Here is a 14,240-nt window from a genome sequence, read left to right as displayed (position 1 = left end):
CCTGACGGGCGGCTGGTGTTATTCTTCAGTGGTCTTTTCAGGCCCGTCTTCTTCATCTTCCGGCGGACGTCGTTTGCCCACATAGAAGCGCGAGAAGAACACGCCGACCTCAAACAAACAATACATCGGTATCGCCAGTAAGGTTTGCGAGAAGACATCCGGTGGCGTCAGCAGCATGCCCACCACAAATGCTCCTACGAGGATATACGGACGCTTCTTGCGGAGATCGTCAGGCGTTGTCACGCCCATCCAGCACAGCAGGACAATCGCCACCGGTACTTCGAACGCCACACCAAACGCCATGAACAGCGCCATGACGAAGCTGAGATAGCTGGCGATGTCTGTCGACACCTGAACCCCTTCCGGCGCGGTATGCGTCAGGAAGCCAAAGGCCAGAGGGAAGACAACGAAATAGGCGAACGCCATGCCGATATAGAACAGCAGCGAGCTGGAGACCAGCAGAGGGATCACCAGTTTACGCTCGTGCTTGTACAGCGCCGGCGCGACGAAGGCCCAGACCTGATACAAAATGACCGGCGCAGACGCAATCAAGGATACCCAGAAGGTCAGCTTGATCGGGGTGAAAAACGGTGAAGCCACGTCCGTTGCGATCATCGTCGCGCCCAGCGGCATCTGTTTAATCAGCGGTGCAGAGACCACCTGATAGATATCGTTGGCAAAATAGACCAGGCACAGAAATATAAGGAGAACCGCAATAATGCAGTTTAACAGGCGCTTGCGCAGCTCAATGAGGTGCGTAATGAGCGGTTGAGTATCATCTACTGCCATGTTTACGCTTTATCACTCGAGGAAGGGGATGATTCGGAAACGGACGCAGCAGGCTTTGCTTCAGCCGCTTTTAACACTGGCTCGACCGATTGCGCCTGTTTTTTCACTTCAGGTTCCTGCGGCGTCTGTTCTGGTGCAGCAGCCTGATGCTCCGCGCTGGACGGCGTTACGCCCTCACGCTGCTCTTCGCTGCCCTTCACCACCGGGTTATGGATGGTGTTAGCTTCATCACTCGCCTTTTCAGGATCGTTGATGCTGTATGAACGCTTCATAGATTCAGCCGCTTCGCGCAACTCATCCATTGATGCTTTCAGCTCGGGCGTCAGGTTTTCCATGCTCGCCTTCTCAACTTTTTTCAGGCTGTCCTGAAATTCCTGGAGCTTAAGCTCCTGCGCCAGCTCGTTTTGCACGGTGGTTGCCAGCGAGCGAAGCGCACGCACCCAACCCACCACGGTTTTGACCGCAACAGGAAGACGCTGCGGCCCCAGCACAATCAAACCAATCACAAAGACCAGCAGCAGCTCACTAAAACCAATGTCGAACACGAATTACACCTGCTCTTTATCGTGGCGTTTAGCGTCTTCCTTTTTGGCTTCATCTTGCTTATCAGCGATGGATTTAGCAGTAAAGTCAGCGTCCTGGCTGGTTTTATCCTGCTTACTTTCATCATCACCCATGGCCTTCTTAAAGCCTTTGATAGATGCACCAAGGTCGGAACCGATAGAACCGAGTTTCTTCGTACCAAACAGCAGTACGACGATGACGGCAATGATTAACAATTGCCAGATACTGATACCACCCATACGTAATCCTCAGTGATAGATGCTTAATGAGTCAGGTTGCATTATACGTATGCAACCTGGTGATAGCGACGCAAAATCAGCGCGTTTTTCTCCAGCCAGCGAGCCAGACAACAACGCCGCCAGCCATGAGCCAGGCGGGCATCATCTCCCAGTCAGGGCGATTGATGAGCAGCAGCGTACCGCTCAGCAGCAACGTCGCGCCAATGCCAAAGAGGTAACGTGACTGCCCCTGGCGCACGCGGCTGGACTGAAGCTCGTGCGCGATTTTATCCATGCTGTGCTGAAGGTTCTTGCTCTGACGCAAACTGTCGTAAACCAGTTCAGGAATTTCAGGCATTTTTTCAATCCAGAACGGGCCTTTCTCCTTAAGGGAGCGTACCAGCGCTGGAATGCCAACCTGATCTTTGATCCAGGATTCAAGGAAAGGTTTCGCCGTTTTCCATAAGTCTAACTGAGGATAGAGCTGGCGACCTACGCCTTCAACGTAAAGTAATGTTTTCTGAAGTAAAACTAATTGTGGCTGCACTTCCATATTGAAGCGACGCGCGGTATTGAACAGGTTCAGCAAAACGTGACCGAAGGAGATCTCCGACAGCGGTTTTTCGAAAATCGGTTCGCATACCGTGCGGATCGCAAACTCAAACTCTTCGACATTGGTGTCTGGTGGAACCCAGCCAGAATCCACGTGCAGCTCGGCCACCTTGCGGTAGTCGCGGTTGAAGAACGCGATGAAGTTCTCTGCGAGATAGCGCTTATCTTCTTTGTTCAGCGAGCCAACAATGCCACAGTCGATCCCGATGTATTTCGGATCCTCCGGGTGTTCGTAGCTCACGAAGATGTTGCCCGGGTGCATATCCGCATGGAAAAAGCTGTCGCGGAAGACCTGGGTAAAGAAGACCTGCACACCACGCTCGGCCAGCAGCTTCATGTTGGTGCCCTGCTTTTCCAGCGCAACAACATCCGAGACCGGAATACCGTAAATACGCTCCATGACCATCATGTTCTGGCTGCAATAGTCAGAATAGACTTCAGGAACATACAGCATTGGGCTGTCTTCAAAGTTACGACGCAGCTGAATGGCGTTCGCCGATTCACGCAGCAGGTTAAGCTCGTCAATCAGCGTTTTTTCATACTCCCGCACCACTTCCATCGGGCGCAGTCGGCGGCCATCCGGTAACAAACGCGGTACCCAACGGGCCAACCTGTAGATCAGCTTCATATCGGCTTTGATGATCGGCAGGATATCCGGACGAATAACCTTGATAACCACTTCTTTGCCGTTTTCTTTCAGGCGAGCCGTATGTACCTGGGCAATGGAAGCCGATGCGAGCGGCTGAATGTCGAAATCATCAAACCAGGTTTCAACAGGAATGTTGCCCATCGCTTCTTCGATCTGCTTCTTCGCTCTCACTCCGTCGAACGGGGCAACGCGATCCTGCAGCATCGCCAGTTCATCGGCAATTTGCGGCGGGAAGAGATCGCGGCGGGTAGAAAGCATCTGCCCAAACTTGATCCATACCGGGCCCAGCTCCTGCAGCGCAAGACGCAAGCGTTCGCCTAAAACCTGATCTTTGTGGCGATTTGGCATCCAGAACAGCGTGCGCCGCCAGATACGAAGCGGCAGCGTGATACGCATTCTGGGGATAAGCTCGTCGAGCCCGTAGCTCAAAAAGGTGCGAACGATAAAATAGAGGCGCCGAATTTCACCAGGCGTCATTTGCCCTCCAGTTTTTCCAGGCGTTTGGTTAACGCATCAACCGCGCGTTCAACAGCAGCGGTCTCTTCTGCAAACCATGCCACTTCCAGCGGCCCGGGGGCCATGCGCCACTCTTCGGTGATTACCTCTGCGGCATAGCGCTGCTGCCGTTGCAGATTTTTGCGAAGGAACGCCGTACCGCCATGAATCGCTTTTCCGATCCCTTCGGCGGCGATGTCGCCAATAAAAGGCGCAAGCAGTTCTGCCGGGTCAAACTCAGCCAGATCGCTGAGCGCCACGAAGTTCTGCACGACCTGAATGTCGCCTTCAACTTCGAGTTCACCGCTGCGGATAAGCGCCGTCAGTTGCTGACGGTCACGCAGTTTTGGCAGCACGCTCATATGAGTGATGACCGAGCAATCTGCCTCGCCCTCCCATTCACCCAGAACGTCAAGCTGGCGCTCGCTGAAGACCAGCACAAGCGGCGTCGAGAACTCTTTTAAAACGATACGCAGTACCTTTCCGTTCAGCCGCTGACGTGCAGCCTTCAGCGCCGGAGCGCGATACAGAAAGGCATTCAGTACATTCTCTATGCCTGCGGTGACTAAGGGTTTAAAGGGCACGGGACACCTCCACTCAGAACTTGTAACCGCGGTGTAGCGCGACGACACCCGCCGTCATGTTGAAATACTCAACGTTTTCAAAACCCGCGTCCTGCATCATCGCTTTCAGGGTATCCTGATCCGGGTGCATACGGATGGATTCGGCCAGGTAGCGATAGCTCTCTGCATCGTTCGCTACCAGCTCACCAATACGCGGCAGAACGTGGAAGGAGTAGGCGTCGTAGGCTTTGCTCAGCGGCTCAATAATCGGCTTGGAGAATTCAAGCACCAGCAGACGTCCACCCGGCTTCAGCACGCGGTACATGGAGCGCAGCGCTTTGTCTTTGTCGGTAACGTTACGCAGACCAAAAGAGATGGTGATGCAGTCAAAGGTGTTATCCGGGAACGGCAGCGCTTCGGCGTTTGCCTGCACATATTCCACGTTACCCACAACGCCGATGTTACGCAGTTTCTCGCGTCCCATTTTCAGCATTGAGTCGTTGATATCTGCCAGCACGACGCGACCGGTTTCACCCACCAGACGGGAGAATTTCGCCGTCAGATCGCCCGTTCCGCCAGCCAGATCGAGAACTGTTTGTCCACGACGCACACCGCTGCAGTCAATAGTAAAGCGCTTCCACAAGCGATGAATGCCGAAGGACATCAAGTCATTCATCACATCGTACTTCGCCGCCACGGAATGAAATACGTGGGCCACCATGTCAGCTTTCTGCGCTTTGGCAACAGTCTGAAAGCCAAAGTGCGTCGTGTCTTGTGAATCGTCAACCATCTCAGAGCCTGCTTATCAGTAAAATGTTCGTGAAGTGTAACAGATTGGGCGCGTTTGCCCTACGATTCAACCACCGCGAAAGAAACGCGTCGGCTGCTCTTCTGGCGATAAATTCGCCGCTAAATCGTTGTCTTCACTGTGTGTATTTTGTTCATCCGCGCCTTCACGCAGGCGGAACTCTTCGTCCTGCGACGTCGCCTGTTCAACCAATTCCGGATTAATCTCGCGTTTCACCTCCACCCCCAGGCTGCGAAACGCTTCGGCTTGCGCCAGCAGGTTGCCACGCCCGGAGGAGAGCTTTTTCATCGCCTGCCGGTAGTTATCCTGCGCACGATCCAGGCTTTGCCCGACCGAGGACATATCGTCCACAAACAGGCGCATTTTGTCGTAAAGCTTGCTGGCGCGATCGGCAATATGTTGCGCGTTACGGCTTTGATGCTCGTAACGCCACAGATTAGCAATGGTCCGCAAGGCCACCAGCAGCGTGGTAGGGCTGACCAGCATAATGTTATTTTTCAGCGCTTCGGTGATCAGTTCAGGCTGCCTGTCGAGCGCCAGCAGGAAGGCGGGCTCTACCGGGATAAACATCAGCACATAGTCCAGCGATCGCAGCCCCGGCAGCTGCTGATAATCCTTTCTGCCCAGAAGACGAATATGGTTACGCACGGAGGCAATGTGTTCCTGCAGCGCCGACTCGCGGGTGTAGTCATCTTCCGCGTTGAAATAGCGCTCGTAGGCCACCAGCGTCATTTTGGCGTCAATCACCACATCTTTACCCTGCGGCAGACGTACGATGACATCCGGCTGCATACGCGAGCGGGCATCGTTCTCAATGCTGACCTGGGTTTCGTATTCATACCCTTCGCGCAGGCCAGACGCTTCAAGCACGCGCGTCAGTACCACTTCCCCCCAGTTTCCCTGCGTTTTGTTATCGCCTTTGAGCGCGCGCGTCAGGTTCACCGCCTCCTGCGCCATCTGGGCATTCAGCTGCTGGAGATTACGGATTTCATGCGCCAGGGTGTGCCGCTCGCGCGCCTCCTGGCCAAAGCTGTCCTGCACCTGACGGCGAAACCCGTCCAGCTGTTCACGCAGTGGCGTCAGCAGGCTATTCAGGCTCTGTCGGTTCTGTTCGTCAACGCGGCGGTTGCTGTGCTCAAAAATTCGGTTGGCGAGGTTCTCAAACTGTTCGCTGAGGCGCTGCTCGCTGTTGATCATCTGGCGGATTTTGTCTTCCGCATGCAGTTGGGTGGATTCAAGACGGGTGGTCACTTCGCGGAGATCGGCCTCCAGCGAGGTGTTGATATCACGCAGGTTACGCAGTTCATTATTGAGCAGCTCGCACTCGTCACGCCAGTGTGAGCCTTGAGCAAGCTGTTGTTTTGTGGCGCTTAGCTCCGAGACGATCTCCTCACGTTCTGCCAGCTGATCGGCTTTCATCTGCGCATGCTGGTAGCTGGAAATCAGCCAGCCTACCGCCACGCTCACCAGCGCAACCACCGCATAAATCAGGATTGAGATATCCACAATGCCCCCTGCATCAACGTATTACCCGCACAAAATAGAATTGTGCTGTATAAACGTCCAGTTTGAAAGGGTTTTCCTGCGAGGCGCTACGCAAAAAATAAAGGCCGAACATGTCGGCCTTGTGTCTCTGAAGAGAGGATTAGATGAGGCGACGAGCCGCTTCCACCACGATTTTCACCGCATGACTTTCGGTCTGCTTCATGGTTTCGGCGTTCGGGATCTCCTGCTGAGTACGGTTGACGATCACGCCCGCCACCATACCGGCACGCAGACCCTGGCTTGCGCACATGGTCAACAGCGTTGCAGATTCCATTTCGTAGTTCATCACGCCCATGGACTGCCACTCTTCCATAGAGCCTTTGAAACGGCTCACCACGCGGCCTGAGAAGGTGTCGTAACGCTCCTGGCCCGGGTAGAAGGTATCGGAAGAGGCGGTGACGCCCACGTGAGTGGTCGCGCCCACGGATTTCGCGGCCTCAACCAGCGCGGTGGTGCATTCGAAGTCGGCTACTGCCGGGAATTCCATTGGTGCAAAGTGCAGGCTTGCGCCGTCCAGACGTACAGATGCGGTCGTAACCAGCACGTCGCCCACGTTGATGTGCGGCTGAATAGCGCCAGTGGTGCCGATACGCAGGAAAGTACGAATGCCCAGCTGCGCCAGCTCTTCCACCGCAATAGACGTAGACGGGCCACCGATACCGGTAGAGCACACGATCACCGCTTTGCCATCCAGCTCTGCGCGCCAGGTGGTGAATTCACGATGGGCTGCCAGCTTAACCGGCTTATCCATCAGCGCGGCGATCTTTTCCACACGCTCAGGATCGCCAGGGACGATAGCGAGCGTAGCCCCTTGTAAATCGTTTTTAGTGAGGCCGAGATGAAAAACATCAGACTTAGACATAGGGTGACTCCTCTGTGGGTCGGTTAGTCAGAAGAAGTAAAACGGTACTTTACAGAAGCACTACGCAGAATTTCGTGACATACCTCACCATGAATGAAAATGGTTGCAGTTAATTTCCATTAAATAGTGACTTACATCACATTAACAAGTTATATCGACAGGTGCTGCACAAAAGATAGACCGTATAAGGCACTGTGGGTTGTTAACCTGGTGACTATATTTACCTTTGCGCTAACTCATTGGTACGGAGAATGCCATGACTGAAAAAACCGGTTTTGCACCTGCTGCGGCTCCGCATGCTTCAACCATCGTCTCAACCTCAGAAGAAGCCATTACTGCGGGCGAGACCTCCATCCCCTCGCAGGGGGAGAATATGCCTGCTTATCACGCGCGGCCAAAATCGGCAGAGGGTTCGCTGCCGATCGTGATTGTGGTTCAGGAAATTTTTGGCGTTCACGAGCATATTCGCGACCTCTGCCGCCGCCTGGCGCTGGAAGGGTACCTGGCCATTGCGCCAGAGCTCTATTTCCGTCAGGGCGATCCGAACGATTACAGCGATATCCCTACGTTGTTTAACAATCTAGTGAGCAAAGTTCCGGATGCCCAGGTGCTGGCTGACCTTGATCACGTTGCCAGCTGGGCCGCGCGCAACGGGGGCGATGCACATCGTCTGCTGGTGACCGGCTTCTGCTGGGGCGGACGCATTAGCTGGCTGTATGCCGCGCATAACCCGCAGCTGAAAGCGGCCGTTGCCTGGTACGGCAAACTGGTGGGCGAAAAAACGCTGAACTCACCGAAGCAGCCTGTTGATATCGCAACGGATTTGAATGCACCGGTGCTAGGGCTTTATGGTGGTCAGGATACAGGCATTCCGCTTGATACCGTCGAGACCATGCGTCATGCGCTACGCGCGGCGAACGCGAAGGCGGAGATTGTGGTATACCCGGATGCCGGACACGCGTTTAATGCCGATTATCGCCCGAGCTATCACGCAGAATCAGCCAAAGATGGCTGGCAGAGGATGCTGGCGTGGTTTAGCCAGTACGGCGGAAAAAAAGCATAAAAGAAAAAAAGCCCGGTGGCGGCAACGCCTTACCGGGCCTACGCTTCATCAAGCCTGACGCAAGTTCTGCGCCGCCTTCACCATGTTCGCCAGCGCCGCTCGCGTCTCCGGCCAGCCGCGGGTTTTCAGTCCGCAGTCCGGGTTCACCCACAGACGTTCCGCCGGGATCCGCTGGGCAGCTTTTTTCAGCAGGGCTTCAATCCACTCCACGCTCGGCACGTTCGGGGAGTGAATGTCGTACACGCCCGGCCCGATTTCGTTCGGGTAGTCGAACTCTTCAAACGACTCCAGCAGCTCCATGTCTGAACGCGAGGTCTCGATGGTGATCACGTCGGCGTCCAGCGCGGCAATCGAATCCATGATGTCGTTAAATTCACAGTAGCACATGTGGGTGTGGATCTGGGTGTCGTCCTTCGCCACCGCGGCGTTGATGCGGAACGCTTCCACGCCCCACTGCAGGTAAGCATCCCAGTCGCTGCGACGCAGCGGCAGACCTTCGCGCAGCGCCGGTTCGTCAATCTGGATGATGCCAATGCCTGCGGCTTCCAGATCTGCCACTTCATCACGCAGCGCCAGCGCGATTTGCTTCGCGATGGTCTCACGGGTCACGTCTTCGCGCGGGAAGGACCAGCAGAGAATGGTTACCGGACCGGTGAGCATCCCTTTCACCGGCTTATCGGTCAGGGACTGGGCATACTTCGCCCACTCCACGGTGATCGCTTCCGGGCGGCTGACGTCGCCGATGACCACTGGCGGCTTCACGCAGCGGGAGCCATAGCTCTGCACCCAGCCGTTCTGGGTAAAGACGAAGCCGTCCAGGTGCTCACCGAAGTATTCGACCATGTCGTTACGCTCGGCCTCACCGTGCACCAGCACGTCCAGACCTAAACGCTCCTGCTCGATAATTGCCTGCTTAATGTGCTCAGCGATACCGGTGCGGTAGTTGTTCGCATCCAGGTTGCCCTTCTTGAAGTCCAGACGCAGGCCGCGGATTTCAGTGGTTTGCGGGAAAGAACCAATTGTGGTGGTCGGCCACGCGGGCAGGTTGAAACGGGCGCGCTGCGCTTCGGCGCGTACTTCATACGGGCTCTGGCGCTGGCTGTCCTGCGCGGTGATGGCCGCCAGGCGTTTTTCCACCGCCGGGTTGTGCACACGGGCCGAGTGACGACGCGCCTGGATCGGTGCGCTCCATTCGGTAATCGCCGCCGTCTCGCCGCTGTTCAGCGCGTCGCGCAGCAGCGTCAGCTCTTCGCACTTTTGCAGGGCGAAGGCAAACCAGCTTTTCACTTCAGGGTCGAGACGGGTCTCCACGCTGAGATCGATTGGGCTGTGCAGCAGCGAGCAAGAGGATGCCACCCATAGCTCACGTTTGCCGACAATATCTTTGATTTGTGCATATTTCTCGGTCAGATCGGCACGCCAGACGTTGCGACCATTAACCAGCCCGGCAGAAAGCAGCCAGTCCGCTGGCAGGCGCTTGTGTAGCTCCACGACATCGTCTTTACCGTGAACGAGGTCAACGTGCAGGCCCTGAACCGGCAGCGCGGTAATGGTCTTCAGGTTTGGCGTCACGCCTTCGAAATAGGTAGTGAGCAGGAGCTTCACCTGCCCGGTGAGCGCGTCATACGCCGGTTTGAAGGCATCAAGCCACTCCTGCGGCAGCTCGAGCACCAGCGCGGGCTCGTCGATTTGCACCCACTGAATGCCGCGCTTGCCCAGCTCAATCAGCACCTGTTTGTAGACCGGCAGAATATCGTTCAGCAGGCTGAGGCGGTCAAACTGTTCGCCTTTTACTTTACCCAGCCACAGGTAGGTGACTGGCCCCAGCAATACGGGCTTCACCTGATGACCCAGCGCCAGCGCTTCGTCCACTTCATCCAGCAGCTGCGTCCAGGTCAGCCTGAACTGCTGACCTTTCACGAACTCCGGCACCATATAGTGATAGTTGGTGTTGAACCACTTGGTCATTTCCGCCGCTGCCGCTGGCTCCCCCGTTGGTGCACGGCCACGGCCGATGCGGAACAGGGTATCGATATCTACCGATCCATCTTTGTTCTGATGACGAGCCGGCACGTTGCCAAGCAGCAGGCTGGTCGTCAGAACATGGTCGTACCAGGCGAAATCGCCCACCGGCAGCAGGTCAATGCCCGCCTGTTTTTGCTGCTCCCAGTGACGGGCGCGCAGCTCGCGTCCCACCATCAGCAGTTCTTCACGGGTGGTGTTACCCGCCCAGTAGCTTTCTTGCGCTTTTTTCAGTTCGCGGCGCAGACCAACGCGAGGAAAACCGAGAGTGTGATTGCGGATTGTCATGTTATGCCCCTTGTGAAATTTGTTATTTAGACGTCCAGATGTTTACACATCTATAATTGGCAGGTACTGTATATTCCTCAAGCGCAAAATGTTCATGGCGAAGTGAAGGACTTTCATGATCGAGATTAAACACCTGAAAACGCTACAAGCGTTGCGGAACTGCGGTTCTCTTGCGGCAGCGGCGGCCACGCTGCACCAGACCCAGTCTGCCCTTTCTCACCAGTTCAGCGATCTGGAACAACGCCTCGGCTTTCGTCTTTTTGTGCGTAAGAGCCAGCCTTTGCGCTTTACGCCGCAGGGTGAAATTCTGCTGCAACTGGCAAATCAGGTACTGCCGCAGATCGCCAGCGCGCTGCAGTCCTGCAACGAGCCGCAGCAAACCAAACTGCGTATTGCCATTGAATGCCATAGCTGTATTCAGTGGCTGACCCCCGCGCTTGAGAACTTCCGCCAGAAGTGGCCGCAGGTGGAGATGGACTTTAAATCCGGCGTGACCTTTGACCCGCAGCCGTCGCTTCAGCAGGGCGAGCTGGATCTGGTGATGACGTCAGATATTCTGCCGCGCAGCGGCCTGCACTATTCGCCGATGTTTGATTATGAAGTGCGCCTGGTGCTGGCCCCGGACCATCCGCTGGCCAGTAAAACGCGCATCACGCCGGAAGATCTGGCGACAGAAACGCTGCTGATTTATCCCGTGCAGCGCAGTCGCCTGGATATCTGGCGTCACTTCCTGCAGCCCGCAGGGATTAGCCCACAGCTGAAAAGCGTGGATAACACGCTGCTGTTGATACAGATGGTGGCGGCCAGAATGGGCATCGCGGCATTGCCGCACTGGGTGGTGGAGAGTTTTGAACGCCAGGGTCTGGTGGTCACCAAAACCCTGGGTGAAGGATTGTGGAGTCGGCTGTACTCTGCCGTGCGCGATGGCGAGCAGCGTCAGCCGATTACGGAAGCGTTTATTCGCTCAGCGCGGAACCATGCGTGCGACCATCTTCCCTTTGTGCGGAGCGCGGAGCGACCCAACGGCGATGTACCCACAGCGAAGCCAGGATCACCGCTCCCCCAATAAGGAAACTCGGCCAGTGCGGCTGTTGCTGCCAGATGGCGAGGTTGACCAGTAACCCTGCCGGGACATGCACGTTGTTCATGATCCCCAGCGTACCGGCGTCTACCTGCGTAGCGCCGTAGTTCCACATGAAGTATCCCAGCCCGGAAGCCACCACGCCCAGCCAGACCAGAACGCTCCACTGCACGGTGGTAGTCGGCAGTTTTTGCGGGTTGCCGAGCATAAACCACGCCACCACCGCGACAATCGCGGCCCCCATATAGAACCAGGCGAACGCGTTATGCTGCGGCATCGGGCGGGTCTCCATCAGCCGTTTGTATCCCACCATGCCGATGGCGAAGCTGATATTGGCGAGCTGGACGAACATCAGCCCTGTCCAGAAGTGATCGCTTACCTTGTCATAGCGAATAATCGCCGCCCCAAGCACCGCCAGCGCCGCACTTAAAAGATATCCCCAGCGCAGACGACGCTTGCTGAGCAGGTCGTAGATCAGGGTGATGTAGAGCGGCGTGAGCACGGTGAACAGCAGGAATTCCGAGACAGACAGATAAACGTAAGCCCGGAAGCTGAACAGGTACATGATGCCGAGCTGCATCGCGCCCACCAGCATATACAGCAGTATCGTTTTCAGCGATTGTCCGCGCGCGCGCAGAAACGGCAGGAACACCAGCGCCGCCAGCCCCACACGCATCAGCACCGAGAAGTAGCTGTCGACCGAACCGGCAAGGTATTCGCCAATCAGGCTAAAGGAGAAGGCCCACAGGATAGTGGTGATAATGAGTAGCGCCACAATGCTTGTCTCTCAGAAAGAAGGACAGGCATTGTAGCGAACTCTTTAGTTGACAACTGAACAATAAATAACCAAATGAAGATTATTCAAGGAACAGTTTGCGCAGGTACTTAGGCACAGCGTTATCGCCGTTGGTGCCGATCACTTCCAGCTCCGGGTGCAGGTCTTTCAGGCGCTGGTGCGCGTTCTCCATGATGCAGCCTTTGCCCGCCATGGAGAGCATCTCAGCGTCGTTCATGCCGTCTCCAAACGCGATGCAGTCTTTCAGCTCAAAGCCCAGACGTTTAGCCACCGCTTCCAGCGCGTGACCTTTGGAGACGCCACCGGCCATCACTTCCAGACAGGTCAGCGTGGAGAAGCTCACGTTAACGCGGTCGCCCCAGCGAGCGTTGATCGCCTGCTCCAGCGGCAGCAGCGCTTCATGGCTTTCGCAGGTGAAGAACACCTTACTGATCCCTTCCGGCTCCAGCAGGCCAGGCTCGTACAGTGAGTACTGGAATACGGCTTCCTTGAAAAAGCGCATCTCATCCGGGCGGTGGCGGTTCATAAACCACTCGTCATCGCGATAAACGTTGGTGACGATATCCGGGTTATTGTGCACCACGCCGAACAGATCGGCGGCAATATCGCGGTCCAGATTGTGGGTAAAAATCAGGTTACCATCCGTGTCGTGCACGCGCGCACCGTTGGAGGTGATCATGTACGATTTGATTTCCAGATTATCGCGGATCTGCCCCACGTCCACGTGGTGGCGACCGGTGGCAAACACGAAGTTCACGCCACGGGCAGTCAGGAGTTTTAAAGTCTCTTTCGCGTAAGGCGAGAGGGTGTGGTCGGGGGAAAGCAGCGTGCCATCTAAGTCAGATGCAACAACCTGGTACATAGGGAAATTTAACCTCTGGTGAATATCAATTATGCCTGTTGAAAAATTCAACAATGGCGTTAAGCGCGACTGAGCGCATAGCGTCCTTTTCAAAAAGGATCTCATGGTACGCGCCGTTGATGACCAGCGGTTTTCCCCCTTCACAAGGGTGACCGGCGGCAGCGCGCAGTTCACAATAGCGGTCATGCATGCGGTTATCCACCACACGCTCTTCCTCCGCCTGAATCAGAAGCGTCGGCGTGTCATCATCGCCTACCCCCGCCAGCACCTGCTCACCGGCATGAATACCTTCCCGCACCCAGTGCCAGGTCGGGCCGCCAACGCGCAAGCGCGGTTCATCGGCATAAAAGCGCAGGTTGCGGCGATAGCGCTGCCGACTGTGGGTCAGAACGTTGATGGCGAACGGCAATGCGCGCCAGCGTCCGGTACCGATGGCATAGCCTTCACGAATGCGCTGATGGCCCTCAGCCCAGTCGAGAAGATGGCGCACCATCCAATCGGGAAAACGAATGACAATACCGTACATCGGTGCGGTGAGCGCAATGGCGTCGCACTGGTGCTCATACCGCTGCAAAAACAGCGTCGAAATGGCACCGCCCATGGAGTGCGCAAGGATATACTGCTTGCGCCAGGGACCAGGCTGGACTTCCTGCTGCCAGAACGCTGCAAAATCGTCGACGTAATCGCTGAAGTTATCCACGTGCCCACGGTGCGTATCCGGCAGCATACGACCGGACAACCCCTGTCCACGGTGGTCGATGATCAGCACGTCGAACCCCATATGGACCAGGTCGTAAGCCAGTTCGGCATATTTAACGTAGCTTTCGATGCGTCCGGGGCAGACGACAATCACACGGTCATTTTTTTCATTGCGGAAACGAACGAAGCGCACCGGGATGCCCCCGACGCCCGTAAACTCATCTTCCTCACGCTGCCGCCAGAAATCGGTCAGCGGCCCCATAGAGAAAGCAGCAAAAGCGTTTTCTCGTGTTTCCCAGTCCTTTTTCTGCTGAAACATTGGGT

14 protein-coding genes are annotated in these 14,240 nt (G+C 55.9%); 2 read left to right on the top strand and 12 right to left on the bottom strand.

Translation table 11 applies throughout. The annotated features are described in order from the left end of the window. Positions 1-18: 18 nt before the first annotated feature. From tatC to udp, 8 genes are all read right to left on the bottom strand, one after another. Positions 19-789: a Sec-independent protein translocase subunit TatC gene (gene tatC, locus ACTJJA_RS18470; RefSeq protein ID WP_089598241.1), complete on the bottom strand. Its 771-nt coding sequence runs from the start codon at positions 787-789 to the stop codon at positions 19-21. Between the two features lie 2 nt (positions 790-791). Next, positions 792-1,334 (bottom strand): Sec-independent protein translocase protein TatB, encoded by a 543-nt coding sequence (gene tatB / locus ACTJJA_RS18465; protein ID WP_042715671.1) that lies wholly within the window; start codon positions 1,332-1,334, stop codon positions 792-794. A 3-nt stretch (positions 1,335-1,337) separates the two neighbouring features. Beyond that, positions 1,338-1,592 (bottom strand): Sec-independent protein translocase subunit TatA, encoded by a 255-nt coding sequence (gene tatA / locus ACTJJA_RS18460; RefSeq protein WP_010426269.1) that lies wholly within the window; start codon positions 1,590-1,592, stop codon positions 1,338-1,340. A 76-nt stretch (positions 1,593-1,668) separates the two neighbouring features. Next, the gene (ubiB, locus tag ACTJJA_RS18455) at positions 1,669-3,309 is read right to left on the bottom strand and encodes a ubiquinone biosynthesis regulatory protein kinase UbiB (protein WP_089598243.1); all 1,641 of its coding nucleotides are present in this window, start codon (positions 3,307-3,309) and stop codon (positions 1,669-1,671) included. After that, positions 3,306-3,911 (bottom strand): ubiquinone biosynthesis protein UbiJ, encoded by a 606-nt coding sequence (ubiJ, locus tag ACTJJA_RS18450; protein WP_042715673.1) that lies wholly within the window; start codon positions 3,909-3,911, stop codon positions 3,306-3,308. Before ubiJ ends, ubiB begins: the two co-directional genes overlap by 4 nt. A 13-nt stretch (positions 3,912-3,924) precedes the next feature. Beyond that, positions 3,925-4,680, bottom strand: a complete 756-nt coding sequence (gene ubiE / locus ACTJJA_RS18445) for a bifunctional demethylmenaquinone methyltransferase/2-methoxy-6-polyprenyl-1,4-benzoquinol methylase UbiE (RefSeq protein WP_010426273.1) — start codon at positions 4,678-4,680, stop codon at positions 3,925-3,927. Between the two features lie 66 nt (positions 4,681-4,746). Then, entirely contained in the window at positions 4,747-6,204 is a 1,458-nt protein-coding gene (gene rmuC, locus ACTJJA_RS18440) for a DNA recombination protein RmuC (protein ID WP_148400216.1), read from the bottom strand. A 139-nt stretch (positions 6,205-6,343) separates the two neighbouring features. After that, positions 6,344-7,105, bottom strand: coding sequence for a uridine phosphorylase (gene udp / locus ACTJJA_RS18435; RefSeq protein WP_003860792.1), 762 nt, complete (start codon positions 7,103-7,105; stop codon positions 6,344-6,346). 256 nt (positions 7,106-7,361) lie between these two features. Here udp and ACTJJA_RS18430 point away from each other — a divergent pair, with 256 nt between their 5' ends. Next, positions 7,362-8,168, top strand: coding sequence for a dienelactone hydrolase family protein (locus tag ACTJJA_RS18430; protein ID WP_440668884.1), 807 nt, complete (start codon positions 7,362-7,364; stop codon positions 8,166-8,168). Positions 8,169-8,216: 48 nt separating this feature from the next. Here ACTJJA_RS18430 and metE read toward each other — a convergent pair whose 3' ends face one another. Next, complete coding sequence (gene metE, locus ACTJJA_RS18425) at positions 8,217-10,478, bottom strand: 5-methyltetrahydropteroyltriglutamate--homocysteine S-methyltransferase (RefSeq protein ID WP_440668883.1); 2,262 nt, start codon at positions 10,476-10,478, stop codon at positions 8,217-8,219. A 115-nt stretch (positions 10,479-10,593) separates the two neighbouring features. Between metE and metR the strand changes: the two genes are divergently transcribed. Continuing rightward, the gene (gene metR / locus ACTJJA_RS18420) at positions 10,594-11,547 is read left to right on the top strand and encodes an HTH-type transcriptional regulator MetR (RefSeq protein WP_182401904.1); all 954 of its coding nucleotides are present in this window, start codon (positions 10,594-10,596) and stop codon (positions 11,545-11,547) included. Here metR and ACTJJA_RS18415 read toward each other — a convergent pair. From ACTJJA_RS18415 to pldB, 3 genes are all read right to left on the bottom strand, one after another. Continuing rightward, entirely contained in the window at positions 11,435-12,334 is a 900-nt protein-coding gene (locus ACTJJA_RS18415) for a carboxylate/amino acid/amine transporter (RefSeq protein WP_440668882.1), read from the bottom strand. The genes metR and ACTJJA_RS18415 overlap by 113 nt on opposite strands. An 82-nt stretch (positions 12,335-12,416) precedes the next feature. Next, a complete protein-coding gene (gene yigL, locus ACTJJA_RS18410) occupies positions 12,417-13,217 on the bottom strand; it encodes a sugar/pyridoxal phosphate phosphatase YigL (RefSeq protein WP_010426280.1) in 801 nt (266 codons plus the stop codon). A 25-nt stretch (positions 13,218-13,242) separates the two neighbouring features. After that, complete coding sequence (pldB, locus tag ACTJJA_RS18405; RefSeq protein ID WP_440668881.1) at positions 13,243-14,235, bottom strand: lysophospholipase L2; 993 nt, start codon at positions 14,233-14,235, stop codon at positions 13,243-13,245. Positions 14,236-14,240 lie beyond the last annotated feature (5 nt).

Origin of the sequence: Enterobacter sp. 22452, assembly GCF_052045065.1 — a bacterium.
Lineage (GTDB): Bacteria > Pseudomonadota > Gammaproteobacteria > Enterobacterales > Enterobacteriaceae > Enterobacter > Enterobacter mori.
Note: the sequence above shows the minus strand (reverse complement) of the source record. Positions and strands in the feature narration are given on the sequence as shown.

Bases quoted from the DNA above. Each gene is read 5' to 3' on its own strand.
- tatC (WP_089598241.1), bottom strand. From the start codon at position 789: ATGGCAGTAGATGATACTCAACCGCTCATTACGCACCTCATTGAGCTG.
- tatA (WP_010426269.1), bottom strand. From the start codon at position 1,592: ATGGGTGGTATCAGTATCTGGCAATTGTTAATCATTGCCGTCATCGTC.
- ubiB (WP_089598243.1), bottom strand. From the start codon at position 3,309: ATGACGCCTGGTGAAATTCGGCGCCTCTATTTTATCGTTCGCACCTTT.
- ubiE (WP_010426273.1), bottom strand. From the start codon at position 4,680: ATGGTTGACGATTCACAAGACACGACGCACTTTGGCTTTCAGACTGTT.
- udp (WP_003860792.1), bottom strand. From the start codon at position 7,105: ATGTCTAAGTCTGATGTTTTTCATCTCGGCCTCACTAAAAACGATTTA.
- ACTJJA_RS18430 (WP_440668884.1), top strand. From the start codon at position 7,362: ATGACTGAAAAAACCGGTTTTGCACCTGCTGCGGCTCCGCATGCTTCA.
- metE (WP_440668883.1), bottom strand. From the start codon at position 10,478: ATGACAATCCGCAATCACACTCTCGGTTTTCCTCGCGTTGGTCTGCGC.
- metR (WP_182401904.1), top strand. From the start codon at position 10,594: ATGATCGAGATTAAACACCTGAAAACGCTACAAGCGTTGCGGAACTGC.
- yigL (WP_010426280.1), bottom strand. From the start codon at position 13,217: ATGTACCAGGTTGTTGCATCTGACTTAGATGGCACGCTGCTTTCCCCC.
- pldB (WP_440668881.1), bottom strand. From the start codon at position 14,235: ATGTTTCAGCAGAAAAAGGACTGGGAAACACGAGAAAACGCTTTTGCT.